The 15,157-nt window shown below is 47.8% G+C and carries 12 protein-coding genes and 1 tRNA gene; 4 read left to right on the plus strand and 9 right to left on the minus strand.

Features of this window, described 5'->3' with window-relative positions:
* Positions 1–426: 426 nt before the first annotated feature.
* A complete protein-coding gene (locus tag QUA70_RS23525) occupies positions 427–1,239 on the minus strand; it encodes a hypothetical protein (RefSeq protein ID WP_333350270.1) in 813 nt (270 codons plus the stop codon).
* Positions 1,240–1,635: 396 nt separating this feature from the next.
* Between QUA70_RS23525 and QUA70_RS23530 the strand changes: the two genes are divergently transcribed.
* Positions 1,636–2,457: a DUF4339 domain-containing protein gene (locus QUA70_RS23530; RefSeq protein WP_333350272.1), complete on the plus strand. Its 822-nt coding sequence runs from the start codon at positions 1,636–1,638 to the stop codon at positions 2,455–2,457.
* Positions 2,458–2,995: 538 nt separating this feature from the next.
* Here QUA70_RS23530 and QUA70_RS23535 read toward each other — a convergent pair.
* From QUA70_RS23535 to QUA70_RS23560, 6 genes are all read right to left on the minus strand, one after another.
* Positions 2,996–3,067, minus strand: a tRNA-Val gene (locus tag QUA70_RS23535).
* 109 nt (positions 3,068–3,176) lie between these two features.
* Complete coding sequence (locus QUA70_RS23540) at positions 3,177–3,389, minus strand: DUF2839 domain-containing protein (RefSeq protein WP_333350274.1); 213 nt, start codon at positions 3,387–3,389, stop codon at positions 3,177–3,179.
* A 65-nt stretch (positions 3,390–3,454) separates the two neighbouring features.
* Entirely contained in the window at positions 3,455–4,963 is a 1,509-nt protein-coding gene (locus QUA70_RS23545) for a helicase C-terminal domain-containing protein (RefSeq protein ID WP_333350276.1), read from the minus strand.
* A 22-nt stretch (positions 4,964–4,985) separates the two neighbouring features.
* Positions 4,986–6,515: a pentapeptide repeat-containing protein gene (locus tag QUA70_RS23550; RefSeq protein ID WP_333350278.1), complete on the minus strand. Its 1,530-nt coding sequence runs from the start codon at positions 6,513–6,515 to the stop codon at positions 4,986–4,988.
* A 79-nt stretch (positions 6,516–6,594) separates the two neighbouring features.
* Positions 6,595–8,157 (minus strand): pentapeptide repeat-containing protein, encoded by a 1,563-nt coding sequence (locus QUA70_RS23555; protein WP_333329913.1) that lies wholly within the window; start codon positions 8,155–8,157, stop codon positions 6,595–6,597.
* 96 nt (positions 8,158–8,253) lie between these two features.
* Positions 8,254–9,816, minus strand: a complete 1,563-nt coding sequence (locus QUA70_RS23560; RefSeq protein WP_333329911.1) for a pentapeptide repeat-containing protein — start codon at positions 9,814–9,816, stop codon at positions 8,254–8,256.
* A gap of 38 nt (positions 9,817–9,854) precedes the next feature.
* Here QUA70_RS23560 and QUA70_RS23565 point away from each other — a divergent pair, with 38 nt between their 5' ends.
* The 3 genes from QUA70_RS23565 (at position 9,855) to ccmS (ending at position 13,295) form a co-directional block, all read left to right on the plus strand.
* A complete protein-coding gene (locus QUA70_RS23565; protein ID WP_333350280.1) occupies positions 9,855–10,694 on the plus strand; it encodes a prephenate/arogenate dehydrogenase in 840 nt (279 codons plus the stop codon).
* A 207-nt stretch (positions 10,695–10,901) separates the two neighbouring features.
* A complete protein-coding gene (locus QUA70_RS23570) occupies positions 10,902–12,698 on the plus strand; it encodes an ABC transporter ATP-binding protein (RefSeq protein ID WP_333350281.1) in 1,797 nt (598 codons plus the stop codon).
* A 162-nt stretch (positions 12,699–12,860) separates the two neighbouring features.
* Positions 12,861–13,295, plus strand: a complete 435-nt coding sequence (gene ccmS / locus QUA70_RS23575) for a beta-carboxysome assembly chaperone CcmS (RefSeq protein ID WP_333350283.1) — start codon at positions 12,861–12,863, stop codon at positions 13,293–13,295.
* A 158-nt stretch (positions 13,296–13,453) separates the two neighbouring features.
* Here ccmS and QUA70_RS23580 read toward each other — a convergent pair whose 3' ends face one another.
* A complete protein-coding gene (locus tag QUA70_RS23580; protein WP_333350285.1) occupies positions 13,454–13,588 on the minus strand; it encodes a hypothetical protein in 135 nt (44 codons plus the stop codon).
* A gap of 184 nt (positions 13,589–13,772) precedes the next feature.
* Positions 13,773–15,157, minus strand: a 1,385-nt coding sequence (locus QUA70_RS23585; RefSeq protein ID WP_333350286.1) for a HEAT repeat domain-containing protein, incomplete at its 5' end; no start/stop codon positions are given.

Here is a 15,157-nt window from a genome sequence, read left to right on the forward strand (position 1 = left end):
GCCCTTCAAGTGGACTTATAAGGGTAAAGTATTAGCGGTTTAGTGGGTATTCTATTTTCGCCGAGCTGTACTAGTAAAGTCAATTTATTCTGAACCATTTGACAAACCGTTGAACTCCTCGTTCAGCAATGGTTCTAGACGTTCATTTTCTGAACGCCGTTCTGTGAAAAGTTCCAATCCTGAACCCACCTATTTTGCTTGTTATTTTCTGCAAACAAAATTGTCTCACGAACGAGACTACAGTCTCACTGCCTGGACTTCAGTCTCACGCATGGAACCAGGAAGCGCTAGAACGCTTACAGAACTAGGGTTCTGAGCTGTCTCATATATTCTTCAAATATTTAACAAATCTCAGTGAGACTTTGAATTTTAGTAAAGCCCCGGAACAAGCCGGGGTTTATTCCTAATGTCCTTGGATGTGTCGTCTCAGGACTCCTCAATCATCTCTAAAATGAGTTCCACGTCTGCGAGCGATGCGTTAGACTTTTTGCGCCTGGTCTTCAACTGGTTAAGCAAGTCGGCCGGTTCTGGTAAATCTTTGCTGGCAGCGGCTGATTTTTGTTTCAGGTCTGCGAGCTGCGCTTCGGCTTCCTCTCGATCGGCACGCTCTTGCTCAAGTTGCGATCGCACTTCCCCCACATCCTCCCTCAACTTATTGGTGGTTGCGGTGCTGGATTCTAAAAGCGCGGCATAATCGCCCCGCAACTTCTCATTCTCAGCCTTTAGGTTGCCTAACTCATTCTGCAACCGTTCTACAACCTCGTTATCAACCTTGGGCAACTCCAGAGAATCACCCGCCTCGGACTTTCCCGGCAGTGCCCCCTGCAAGTCTTTAACAGCTTTTAGTAGTTCCGCCACCTGCGACTCCAGGGCTGTAAGTCTATGTTCTGCAACTTCTGTAACTTTTTGTGCAACTTCTGCAACTTCTGCAACCTTGTCAACCCGTGACACTGGGGGAGTTTCTAATGCTTCCGCAATCTCCTCAAGCTTTGCGATACTTACCTCTGAGCTTTTACCAATATATTTTTTACGTACCTTTCCTGCAACTTTTCTGCAACCGTACCAGTATTCACTGCTCTTACCTTCTTTGCGGACTGTGTAGGGTTTGCCATTTCCTGTAGGTTCATATCTAAAAGAGCCGATCGACTCCAACCACGTCGTACCCCTGGGGGAGTCTAGCTCGAATACCTTGCCGCCTTCTGTCTCTATCAATCCTTGCATCACCGATGGAATTGTCATAGGTTGCTTAGTCGGTTGCTTAACTATTTATGCAACCAATTTAAGCAACTTTTAAGCAACTGTCAAGGGTTGCAGAAAAGTATTTTGGGTACGGCGCTGGTACGCAGAACATTGGCCCCATAAAAGCTAAAAACGATTCAACCTCCCAGGCACTGACCTGGAAGGTTGAACAAACCACGGAGACTAAAGCTTGAGACAATCTTGGTATCTCTACAAAACTGCACACTCATGAAAATTCCATCATGGCCCGCGTGGTTTCCTCATCCTATCTCATGTTTGAGGACGATCACACTAACCTTTACCTATGGCAGTACCTCAAATTTTTTAGCGAAGTTAATACCGATATCAGGCATTGTTTTTTGGTTGTTTGCAAGTTGGGCCACTTCAGCAGCGTGGATGACCTTTTACCATCACTGCCTTACGGGAATTTCTTTTTGGGCCGCCCCTCGGTATCCTCAAACTTTTCTGGGCCATCAAGAGCTACAGCGAAAGGTTCTCACTGCCAAACCAGTTAAAGCGTGGAACAAGCCCAACTGGGACTCTTTGAGAGAGGGAGTCAACGCCCTCATCGCTTCTCTAGTAGCAACAATAATTACTCTAACTTGCCTGGTTTGGCTTTTTTATGCGGCAGCTCCAGAGGGAATTGAAGAAGGTCAAATACACAAAGCTGTAACTTATCAAGTGTTAAATACGGTCGCAGCGCTTATCAGTGCTGGTATGACTGGTGCAAAATTCAACCAACCGATAACCGAGGTATTGTCTGAACAAGGCTTTGAACCGCTGGTAAATGCTTGGTTTATTGTATTTTGGCTGTGGGTTGCTTCGGTGCTTCTACTTTATCAGTACGATCTGTGGGCGCGCCAGCGACGGGCTGCCAAGCAAGAAAGGCGATCGCAGAATTCCAGCGCACCTGCTGCAAAACAAAAAAGGCGATCGCCTGCTGCCACAAACTTACCCGCTCCAAATCCAATAGAACAAGGACTCAACCAACTGAGCGCCGATGCTGGGGTAACTCGGATGCGACCTGTCAGACCAGCAGCCCCCGAAGTTGCTGACTGGTACGTGTTCCGATCGGGCAAAGCCGAGGGCCCGTACACCGCACTGCAACTGTGGGAAGTTCAGAAAATCACGGCTCGCACAAAAGTTAGACGTGGAGAAGCGGACTGGGAGCGGGCCGGTGAAGTTTCTGAACTGGCAAAATTTCTCACTGACAAATAGATAAATCGACATCGACACCGGGGGAAGTTTTGGCGGCACCAACTTACCTTTATCCGGTGTCGTTAACCGAAATAACTTTCTAGCACTTCTGTCAATCCAAAAATTCAAAAAATTCTCTCACAGAGATTTGTTAAATATTTGAAGAATAGATGAGAGAGCGTGGAACCCTTACTGTAGCGTCGTTATAGCGCGTTTTGGTTCCACGAATGAGACTCCAGACCAGACAATGAGACTGGAGTCTCATGAATGAGACAATTTTGTTTATAGATAAAAAATGGAAAAGGGCGATCGCAGCACCGTTTTAGCTAGAAAATTTTTTCTAGCTTTTTTTCTAGCACTTTTCTAGATCCAAAATCTTAGAAATCTCTCACCCTGAGATTTGTTAAATATTTGAAGAATATATGAGAGAACGTGGAACCCCAGTTCTGTAAGCGTTCCAGCCCGTTCCCGTTCCATTCGTGAGACTAGAGTCTAGCCAGTGAGACTGGAGTCCCATTAGTGAGACAATTTTGTTTATGCAAAAAAATGCACGAGAAAATGGGCAATACAGGATTTGAACCTGTGACCCCTTCCGTGTGAAGGAAGTGCGCTACCACTGTGCTAATTGCCCGCAGATAATTAAGATACCATACCAAGTCAAAATTCGCAACTAAAATTTTCCAAAAATTCAGTTAAACTCGACACAATGCCAAGAATACAGGCATTTGTCGAGTCTGGCATCAGTTAACCTGCCACCAACCCGCCGCAGGGCCGATAAATCGCACTACCACCCACCAAGCCACCAAAATGCTAATCCCGATCCAGCTTCCGCGGCTTGTCCACTTCACAAAATCTTGGCTTTGGGTTTTCGTGATTGGCAGCCAGGGAACGATGCGTTCTTCTTTACCGTATTCGTCGCCGATCGACTCTTTGCGACGCTTAGATTCACCCATAATCTTTGTCTACTAAATTAGATTTCAACTGGATACCTAACCAAATTATACGCCAACAGGTCATCTCAAGCCTGCGTCAGCCAAGTCGTATCCAAATAATCAATCCTCGCAAAAGGACTCAAAGCCGCTAAAACCTGCTGTCCATAACTGCGGTGAATCACCCTGCTGTCGAAAATCGCCACTACCCCTTGACGTTCTCGCACCGGCGCGATCGCCCGTTGCAACTCATTCAGCGCCGCCGGCAGCAAATACAACCGAAACCAATCCTTGCGCCGTTCCTTATAATAAGCCACACGCGCCGTCACCAAAGGATTCTCCAAAGAAGGTAGCGGCAAAGTTGCGATCGCCAGCAAGTGAGGCGCCCTCAATTCCCCCTGATGTTCCCGCCAAAACTCCCACCCTGTCACCAAAATCGCATTCTCGCCCACATCTGTTTTTTCTACCTGCACCCGAGAACCGAACTCAGAAGCCAAAATCGCCGCCAGCCTAGCCTTGAGCGGTACATCACCAACAATCAGCACCGTTAAACCCGCCACCGACGCGCTCATAAACAGCAAAGTCCGAATTTCTTCAATTAAAACACCCTGAAATTCCGGCGTATTAGGCAGCGGCAGCCAGTTGGGAATGTACAGTTGAATTAATTCGCTTTGTCGATCGGGCGAAAACTTAACGCTCGTCAATTCTGGAAGTCCCAGCATTTCCCGGAAAATCGGAGCCTTCGGTTCCACATCCACCGCCCCACCAATCAACACCACGGGCTGATCGTCCCAAATTTGGCCCAAAACCTCCCCCACCTGCACCGGCGCGCAGTACAGAGAAAATGACCCAGCCTCCCGATGAATTTGCGCCCACCGCAGTTTTCCGTTTGCTTCCCACCGCTGCCAAAAATTGCTCCAAGCAGCGGGAATTAGGGGGTTTGGCTCGATTTTTTCAAACAGCCCCTTCAAAATATTTTGCTCTGCAGTTTCCAGCAAATAGCACTCCTCAGGTTTCGCCGGATGCTGAAAGAAAGCCCGCGTTAGCATTACCCGCCCTTGGAGGATGGCATCGGCTTCCAAAGGCTGAGATTGCATTAAATCATTCCAATCAGCCGGTTGCAAACCCGCCGTCAATTGCTGGCGCGTCCAAACTTCCAAGTCATCCACACCGTCGATAATTGTCGGAATATTCCTGTGCAGTTCCGAATTCCCCGCCAAGCGAGCCGCCAGCCAAGACTCTGGATCGGCTAGCATCAATCCTCGCCCAGTGGCACGATCCGAATAAGTCTCGATCGACCCCTCTGTTTGCAGCCACTCTTGCAAACGCGGAATTTCCACTGCTCTCAAATGCTCAATCAGCGGTGTCGGCGCCACTAAAATCACAGGCTCCGGCCACATCAAAATCGGCATCAAATAGCTAACTCGATACCGCTGTCGGTAAGCTCCAGCGGGAAGCCCTGTTTGAATTAGAGCGCTGCGCCCCAAGCGCAAAGCCCGCGCCACGAGCCTCGCCATCGTTAAATGGTGTGGCCAGTGCGGCTCGGAGTTCGATCGCAGAAAGCGGAGCAACGAGTTGTGGACTTCTACCTCAATCAATCGGTTTTAAAATTGACATTTCTCACTCAACATAATCAAAACTGGCCAGAAAATCAACTACTTTTTGACCGATAGGCAAACTGAATTTACTCTCCTGATTATTTCCACGTCGCTGACCAAAATTCTGGTGACACTGCACGGTCAAACTCTCCTGCCCCGAACTAATTAAAATAGTTTGGGTAGGTGATTGAAAAAAAGTTGTTGGCTGATTAATACTTGATATATTAGAGATCAATTTTCTCAACTCATTTAACTTACTTGTAGCGGCGATCAATGCTTTACACAACACCACAATTCGTTTTCTATCCCAATTTTGACTTTCGATAGTTTTGCCGATCGCTATAATATTTTTCTGAGTTGGTACAGCATCCTTAAAAGGAAGAATCGCTAAAAAAGCTGCTGGCAATAAATGCTCGTCGCTATCAAATCTAAAAGTGAGAGTTGTCCGGCGGTAGCCGACTTCAATATTAGGAGGAAAATTCATTACCTGGTAATGCCGAGCTATTTCGCTGTAAGCTGTTGCTAAAGTGCTGTTTGCGGAGTAGTCTAAAAGTGCGTCAACCACAATTTGCACTAACCCAGGCGTGTGATTTAAAAATTTTCTCGATTCTGACGGCGAATTAAATTGTTGAATATGAGTGCGATCGCCTGCGGGGCTGAGGTCAACCCACTGGCAAGTAATATCATCTGCAATGATACCACACCGAGGAACCAAATACAGTTTTGCTCCTGTTAAAGTTGCTCCCCTCAAATCAGCGCCCACCCAATCAGCATTAATCAAATTTGTTTCTGTCAAATCAGCGTGAACGAAACTAGCACTTGCTAAATTAGTATTTCTTAAATCTGCTCCGTTGAGATTAGCTCCGCTCAATTTAGCACAGCTCAGATCGGCGCCGTTGAGGTTAGCTCCCGTCAAATCAGCCCATTTGAGGTTAGCTCCGCTTAAATTGGCACTGCTGAGATTCACCTGTTGCAAAGAAGCTTGTCTCATATCGGCCTTGCTCAAATTGACGCCGCTAAGTTCTGCTTTCGTCAAATCCGCGCCGTGCAAGTTAGCTTCTTGAAAGTTAGCTGAAGAAGCCGAAGCACCTCTGAGATTTGCACCGGAAAGATTAGCACCGCACAGGTTAGCTTCCGTCAGTTTTACCTCTCTTAAATCTGCTTCAGTCAAGTTAGCGCCACTGAAGTTAGTTTTGCTGAGTTCGCAGCGGACTAATTCGCTTCTAATCAGGGATGCTCGGATTAATTGAGCTGCACTTAAATCGGCTCTCACTAAGTTTGCTACGTTGAGAGTCGCCCCGTTTAAGATTGCCCGCGACAGGTTGGTACTGCTGAGTCTAGCCACATTCAAGTTAGCTTCGCTCAAGTTAACTTCGCTCAAGTTAGCGCCGCTGAGGTTGGTGACAAATAAGCTAGCCCCCCTTAAAATTGATTGGCTGAGGTTGATGCGGCTGAGATTCGCTTCATTCAGGTTGATTCCTGTGAAATCTCTGTCGCCTTCAGTGTATCTTTTGACGATTGCAAATCGTTTGAGCAGTTCTTCAGCTTCCATTTGTTTACCTGAATGAAAGGGCAATCGGCTAACTTTTATATGGCATAAACAGAAATAATATCAAAGTAATTTATAGTATTTACTCACCTAGCTGATAAAAGCTTTTGACAAACTCAATGACCGTATTTAGCGGCGGGGTGGTAAATCTTTGGGCTTTAATTGCAGGACTGATAGAGGTTTTGTTGACTCCCGGTAAATTTGTCAAGTTTCTGCCAAAGTCTGGGTGATAGTGAATCATCAAACTTTCGGCGCTGGAGTTAGCCAGTACAGTTTGGGTAGGCGATTGGAAAAAACTTGACATCGGTTCGCGATCTAGGCGAATCGGCTGAATTTTCATTTCCCCTATTTTTCTCATTGTTTTGGTCAGGGCGACGTTTAATTGCACTACCATATTTGACACTCTGACGCCCAGGTTATTACCACTTTGGGGTTGAATCATCTTGATGAGAGTCATCAAATTTTTTTGAGTAAATGCTGCATCACTAAAGGGAATAATCGCAACGAAAGCTGTGGGAAATAGTTGCTCGTCCTGCTCTATTCTAAATGATATGATTGTGCGTCTGGAATTAACTTCGATACTGGGAGGATGGTTCAAAGCAGGGTATTGACGGGCAATTTGGCGGTAGGTAGCTGCAAGGACAAAGTTAGCATCGGGGTCGAGGGGTCGATCGACAATAATTTGAACTGTCGGCGGTGTAGCATTGAAAAACCTTTGAGATTCTTCTGGGGTAAAGCGCTGAATGTGGCTGCGATCGCCGTTAGGACTGAGGTCAACCCAATCGCAGGTAATGTCATCTGCTTTCACATCAAACCTAGACACCGCGTAAATTTTTGCCCCCGTCAGGGCCGCCCCCGTCAAATCTGCGCCCACCCAATCAGCGTGAATCAAATTAGCTTGAGTCAAATCCGCGTGTACCAGAGTAGCGTTCAACAGGTTGACATTGCTCAAATTTGCCCCGTACAAGTTGGCCCCGCTCAATCTCGCTTCATCGAGGTCAGCGCCGGTCAGGTTCGCCCCGCTGAGGTCAGCCCACCGGAGATTAGCGCCTCGCAAGTCAGCGCCGCTAAGGTTTGCCTGAGACAGATTAGCTTGTCTGAGTTCGGCATTGCAGAGGTTGACTCCTCGCAAGTCTGCCCTGCTGAGGTCGGCTCTGTGCAAGTTTGCCCGTTCCAAGTTTGCCGCTGTTAGAAAAGCGCCTCTCAGGTGAGCCCCGCTGAGGTCGGCTTGCTCTAGATTGGCTTCTCTGAGGGTTGCTTCTCTCAAATCTGCTTCGCTGAGATTTGCACCACTCAAGTTGGCACTGCTGAGGTTGGCTCGGATCAGTTCGGATCTGATCATTGTAGCTTCGACGAGTTGGGCTTCTCTGAGGTCGGCTCGAATCAAGTTAGCCACGTTGAGGATAGCGCCGCTGAGGTTTGCTTTGTAGAGATTGGCACCGCTGAGTCTGGCAACATTGAGTTTGGCTTTTCTCATGTTGGCGTTTGACAAATTGGTGCCGCTCATGTTGGTGAGGCTCAAGATTGCCTCACTGAAATTAGCCCCGCTGAGATCGATCCTGCTGAGATTTGCCTCGCAAAGGAGGATGGCAGTAAAATCTCTTTCTCCTGCAGCATATTTGGTGATGAGTTCTTCGGCATCCATGCTTTTCAATTTCCCTGATGTCTTAGCTAGAACAAAGCTTTATTGTGCCAACCTTTAAACTACAATAAGCATTTTTTGTAACTTGATGCAATATGGCTAGACATCTATATTGTGGAAGCCTTTTATAAAATCCAAAATGCTAGTGATATTAGCTTGAGCCAATTTTGTGCTTTCGGCTAACTTACCCGATGGTGAGTTACTTGGCTCGTATTTTTTAATCAGGCGCTTGCCGAAGGCAGGGTGGTGATATACGCTGAGTCTTTGATCGCGGGAATTAATTAAGATCATCTGTGTTGGAATTTGAAAGAAATTGATGCTTTCGCCGATTTTTGGAAAAGAACTGGAAATTTTGATTTGGTCTACTTTGCTGATAGCTTGGTTGAGAGCTTTGCTGCATAACTGGACGTGTTTAGATTCTTTGACGTTAAGTTTGCCTGCATCATGGGATTGAATCATTTTCATCAAAGCTATTAGGTTTTTTTGAGTTGTGGCGGCGTCGTTAAAAGGAATGATGGCAACGTAAGCGGTGGCAAATAATTTATCGTCGCTGTCCATTTTAAAGGCGAGTACGGTGCGCCTGGAGCTGACTTCGATCGTGGGAGGCTGACTTAAACTCGGGTATTGTTGGGCAATTTGGTAATAAGTTGCAGCTAGGGCAAAATGAGCGCCTTGGTCTAAGGGCGAGTCAATCACAATCCGAACTGTGGGCAAAGTTTCGTGAAAAAATTCGTGGGTTCCTCCGGAGTTCAACCAGTAAATTTGGCTGTGGTCGCCGTTGGGGCTCAGATCAACCCACTTGCAGGTCATGCCTTCGGTTTTGATGCCGAGCCGCGAAACTGCGTGGAGTTTGGCTCCGGTTAAGGTGGCTCCGGTTAAGTCGGCTCCAATCCAGTCGGCGCGGATCAGATACGCATTTGACAGGTCGGCGTGAACTAAACTGGCATTTGACAGGTCGGCGTGGCAGAGGTCGGCTCGGCTGAGGTCGGCACCGCTCAATTTGGCTTCGCTGAGGTCGGCCCAGCGGAGATTGCAGCCGCTGAGGATTGCCCAGCGCAAATTGACGCCGCTGAGGTCGGCGCCGCTGAGTACGGCTTGAGTGAGGTTGGCTTGTCTCAGTTCTGTGCCTCGCAAGTCGGCGCCGCTGAGGTCGGCTCGGCTAAGGTCGGCGCCTTGCAGGTTGGCTTGTTCGAGGTTGGCTTCTGTCAAGCACGCGCCGCTGAGATGAGCGCCTCGAAGGTTGGCTTGTTCGAGGTTGGCTCCTCGAAGGGTGGCTTCGGTGAGGGTGGCGCCGCTGAGGTTTGCGCCTTGCAGGTTGGCGCCGCTGAGCTCGGCTCGAATTAGCTCGGCTCTGATCAGTTTTGCTCCTATGAGTGTGGCTTTTTTGAGGTCAACTCGCACTAGGTAGGCGACGTTGAGGTCGGCGTCGGTGAGGTCGGCGCCGCCTAGATGGGCGCCGCTGAGTCTGGCGATGTTGAGTTTGGCACCTGTGAGGTTGGTTTTGCTGAGGTTGGCTCCGCTCAGGTTTGCTACACTCAGATTCGCACCCTTGAGGTTGGCTCCGCTCAAGTTGACGCCGCTGAGGTTGGCCTCAGTCAGGTTGATTCCGGCAAAGTTTCTTTCTCCGGCGGCATATTTTTTCAGGAGTTCCTCGACTGTCATGGGGGCGGCACCGTATCAAATATCCCCATTTTATTGCTATGAATATCGGTATTGTAGGACTAGGTTTAATTGGTGGCTCGATCGGGCTGGATTTGCGATCGCGCGGCTTTGATGTTTTTGGGGTTTCGAGTCGGCAGCAGACTTGCTATCGGGCGCAAGCTCGCGGTGTTGTAAATGAAGCCAGCATACACCTGTCTCTAATGGCAGCAGCCGATCTGGTTTTTATTTGCACGCCGCTGGGGTCGATCGAGCCGATCGTCCGAGAGTTGGTGCCCTATCTTTCCCCTGATACTATTGTAACGGATGTCGGTTCCGTAAAAACACCCATAGTGCAGGCTGTGTCTCCTCTGTGGCCAAATTTTGTGGGGGGACACCCGATGGCGGGGACTGCTGAAAGCGGGATTGAGGCGGCGGTGCCGGATTTGTTTGTGGGCCGGCCTTACGTGGTGACGCCGACTCCCCAGACGCCGACGCTTGCGGTTGATAAGGTTGAGGAAATTGCGCGGTTGCTGGGTGCTAAAGTTTACCGATGTGAGCCGGAAGAGCACGATCGAGCTGTGGCTTGGATTTCTCATTTGCCGATCGTGGCGAGCGCGACGCTGGTTGCTGCCTGCGATCTTGAGGGCGATCGGGATATTGTTAATTTAGCCCAACATTTAGCAAGTTCTGGTTTTCGGGATACCAGCCGGGTGGGGGGCGGCAATCCCGAACTGGGAGTGATGGTGGCCAAGTACAATCGAGAGGAATTGTTGCGATCGCTCTCTATTTACCGCGACAGTCTCGACGAGTTTATCAGCGATATCGCAGCCGAAAATTGGCAAGCTCTCGAACACAAGCTGAAGCTGACTCAACAAGCGAGAGAGAATTACCACTTGTGATCCAAAATTTACAACCCAATTCAACCAGTAATTCACGTTCAGATTGAGGCGCAAATAGTTGGTGTAGTCGCTAAAATGAAGCGAGTGTTAACGTTTAAAGCCTAGGAACCGGGCTTTTGAGAATTAACAATTAAACAAAGGTAAGGTGCGCGCCGAGCACCCTACTAATTTCTAATTCTCAGCCCTATTTCCCATGCCCAATGCCCTATGAATGATTCTCAAGCATCACCAAATCCATCAAAACCTGTCCATCCCCTAAAGCGGCTGCTAAAGTACGGGCGCCGCTACCGCCTGAAAGCTTGGCTGGCAAGTATCTGTTCGCTGCTGAATAAATTATTTGATTTAGCGCCGCCAGCATTAATCGGTATTGCCGTTGATGTGGTGGTGAAACAGCAAGATTCTATACTCGCTCAGTGGGGCATAAAAGATGTCTTTTGGCAACTAGCAATTATTACTTTTGTGAGTTTGATTGTTTGGACGTTGGAATCTGTTTTTGAATATGCCTATGATTATTTGTGGCGCAATTTGGCTCAGGATATTGAACACGATTTGCGTCTGGAAGCTTACAGCCATTTGCAGGAATTAGAATTAGCTTATTTTGAAGAACGCAGCACTGGTGGTTTGATTTCTATTCTCAATGATGATATCAATCAACTCGAACGTTTTTTGGACGACGGCGCTAATGAGGTGATTCAGGTAATTACAACGGTTGTTGTGATTGGGGCGGCTTTTTTTGCTGCTTCTCCTGCTGTTGCTGGGCTGTCAATGCTGCCGATACCTTTTATTATTTGGGGTTCGATCGCCTTTCAAAATCGCCTCGCTCCTTTCTATACTGACGTGCGGGAAAAGGTGAGTTTTCTGAACGGGCAACTGTCGAATAATTTGATGGGAATTACTACTATTAAAAGTTTTACTTCCGAAGATTATGAAATTCAGCGCATCGAAACACAAAGCCAAGCTTACCGCCAAAGTAACCGACGGGCGATCGTACTTTCGGCAGCTTTTATTCCGCTGATTCGGGTTGTGATTTTCTTGGGGTTTATTGCAACACTATTTCTGGGCGGTTTGGAGGTGGTGGCGGGCAGATTGTCTGTGGGAACTTACAGCGTTTTGGTGTTTTTGACCCAGCGGTTGCTGTGGCCGCTGACTCGCCTGGGAGATACTTTGGATCAATACCAGCGCGCTATGGCTTCTACTAATCGGGTGATGAATTTGTTGGATACTCCGATCGCAATTCGCACGGGTGATATTCGGCGGCCGGTTAGTTCGATTAAGGGTGAGTTGGAATTTAAAAATGTTACATTTTATTATAATCAAAGAAAACCGATTTTGCAGTATTTTTCCCTGACTCTGCCGGCGGGAAAAACTACTGCGATTGTTGGGGCGACTGGTTCGGGAAAAAGTACGCTGGTGAAGCTCATATTGAGGCTGTATGAGGTACAGCATGGCAATATTTATCTCGACGGTATAGAATTAAATAACCTGAATTTAAAAGATTTGCGGAGAGCGATCGGATTGGTGAGTCAAGATGTGTTTTTGTTTCACGGTACGGTGGCAGAAAATATTGCTTACGGCAGTTTTGAGGCAACCAATCGAGAGATAGTAAATGCTGCGAAAATTGCAGAAGCGCACGAGTTTATCGCCCAATTGCCGGACGGTTACAACACTATTGTAGGGGAACGCGGTCAAAAATTGTCGGGGGGTCAGCGGCAGCGAATTGCAATTGCAAGGGCTGTTTTGAAGAATCCGCCGATTTTGATTCTTGACGAAGCTACTTCAGCGGTGGATAACGAGACTGAGGCGGCAATTCAGCGATCGCTCGAACGAATTACCAAGAATCGCACTACAATTGCGATCGCCCACCGTCTTTCTACTGTCCGCAATGCCGATTGCATTTGTGTCATGGAAGAGGGGCTGGTGGTAGAATCGGGGCAGCACGAACAACTGATCGAACAGGACGGAATTTATGCGGCGCTCTGGCGCGTGCAATCTGGTATAAGATAGAAACGCAGCGGTTTTGGGTAATTGGGAATTGCTAATTTGTAATTGGGGATGGGCCATTGGGCATGGGTAACTAATGACAACAGTCAACTGCCAACTGCCAAACGCCAACTGCTAACTGACAACTGACTGCAAAATATTAGTTTATACAAGCAAGAAGAGAAAATGTTTCTATTTGATAGCCCTGAGTCCAAACCCAACGAAAATAGCTGGAGCCGCAAGTTAGATAAATTTGTGAAAGCTAATCAACATGAATTGGCTGCTTTGGCTTGGGGGCTATTTCTGGAAAGGGGAGAGGAAAGCGAGGAGATTTTAGCAATTGATATTGCAGAAACTGCGCGTTTTGTGTATTGTAAGAAAGAGGCGGTTGAGGAGTTGAACCGTCAAGTAAAAAGTCATATTCAGGAAGTTGTAGGTGTGTTGAACGCTCACAAACCTGAGAAAGAAGTGGCGATTTTGGCGATCGGCGAAGGTCAAATCAAGTTAATTCTTTTTGAACCTAAGCCTGAACCTCCTGTTTGTTTTGAGGAAGCTGCAACAGATGTTGATACTTTGTTGGCTAAGCTGGAACAGCAGATGGTTGAATATATGAAAGGATAAGATTACTCGGCGATTGAAATCGCGTGTACACAAACGAAGTCCCAGCAGAGGGGGACTAAGAAATGAAAGGAGTATTTAAGCCTCATTTAGTATCAGTTGTTCGAGGGCTGGGATGACGCTGAAACGGACTTCTGGCGAGGTGTCTTTGAAGGCTTTAACTAATATGGGCGCGCGACATCTCCTATTTTTCCCAGTGATTCTGCTGCTTTCGCCCTGACAGCGGGGCGGGCATCCTCTAGGGCGATGCACAAGGTGTCTAGCACCATCTGATAGTATGCGGGATTTTGAATCATGCTGTGAGCCTCCGGTTTGCATAGAGCTTACTGCTGTTTTATTTTACCTCTTGCATCTCTGTCAGGAACAGGCAAGATGCCTGTTCCACAAAGAGTAAATTTTCTTCTGGGGTGCGAGTCTCGCCCGCCCTGGAAGCGTTATTAAAAATGTTGCAATATTTCAGCAAACTTTTGGGTTGGCTGGCTACTTCACGTCTTCGGATACGCCTTCGATGAAGGCAACAAGTCCTTTGCCCCAGGGGTTTGATTCGGCGAAGTGTTCGCCAACTTTCACGGCTGCTTTTTTGCCACCGTTGTAAAGCCGTTTGAGGCTGATTAGGTTTTCCCACTCGATGGGTTTTTGCTCTTTGATTTCCTTAAATTCTGCATCAATAATATTGAGTGCCTGTTGTTCGTCTTGCACATAGCTATACTTTTTTTCTAATGCCTGAATGATTTGCACTACTGCATTCAGTGCAGCTTCAGGGGAGGATTGCTGGGCGGCTTCGATTTTTTGAATAACCTTGGGATTGCTGTTTTCAGCGGCATAGTTAACGCCGATGTTGGCATTTGGTTGGTTGAAGATGGGTGATTCGTTTGACATCACTTTTAATTCCTCGATAGATTGTATGTTGTATACACTAGCAGAAGCATTCGCCGACTGCTTGCCACTTTCCGGGAGTAGGGACAACTGACGTATCGGGTAGTTGTAGTATTTGCAGGCGGCTTGGATGACGAGGATGAGGCCGTGCAATTCTGCGCCGGATTCGGAGGGGATTAAGGTAAGGAGGTGGGGGAGATGGGGGGCGACTTTCTCTGTGTGCTGCTTAGCGATTTTGCCTAAGACATCTGCCGCCCTCCAACGCACAGAAGAGTCTGAATCTTCAACGAGTTTAAGTAATCCCGGAATCGCCTTCTTGTCACCGATTTTGCCTAAGGCATCTGCCCCCATCTTACGCACATAAGAATCTGAATGTTCCACGAGTTTAACAAATCCCGGAATCGCCTGAGCGTCACCGATTTTGCCTAAGGCATCTGCCGCCCTCCTACGCACATCAGAGTCTGAATCTTCAACAAGTTTAAATAATCCCGGAATCGCCTTCTTGTCACCGATATTGCCTAAGGCATCTGCCGCGCTCCTACGCACATAAGAGTCTAAATCTTCAACGAGTTTAAGCAATCCCGGAATCGCCTTCTCGTCACCGATATTGCCTAAGGCACCTGCCGCCCTCCTACGCACATCAGAGTCTGAATCTTCAACGAGTTTAAGTAATCTCGGAATCGCCTTATCGTCACCGATATTGCCTAAGGCACCTGCCGCCCTCCTACGCACCTCAAAGTCTGAATGTTCAACGAGTTTAAGTAATCCCTGAATCGCCTTTTCGTCACCGATATTGCCTAAGGCATCTGCCGCCCTCCAACGCACATCAGAGTCTGAATCTTCAACGAGTTTAAGTAATCCCTGAATCGCCTGAGCGTCACCGATATTGCCTAAGGCATCTGCTGCGCTACTACGCACATCAGAGTCTGAATCTTCAACGAGTTTAAGTAATCCCTGAATCGCCTGAGCGTCACCGATATTGCCTAAGG

It is taken from the genome of Microcoleus sp. LAD1_D5, from assembly GCF_036702115.1.
Lineage (GTDB): Bacteria > Cyanobacteriota > Cyanobacteriia > Cyanobacteriales > Microcoleaceae > Microcoleus.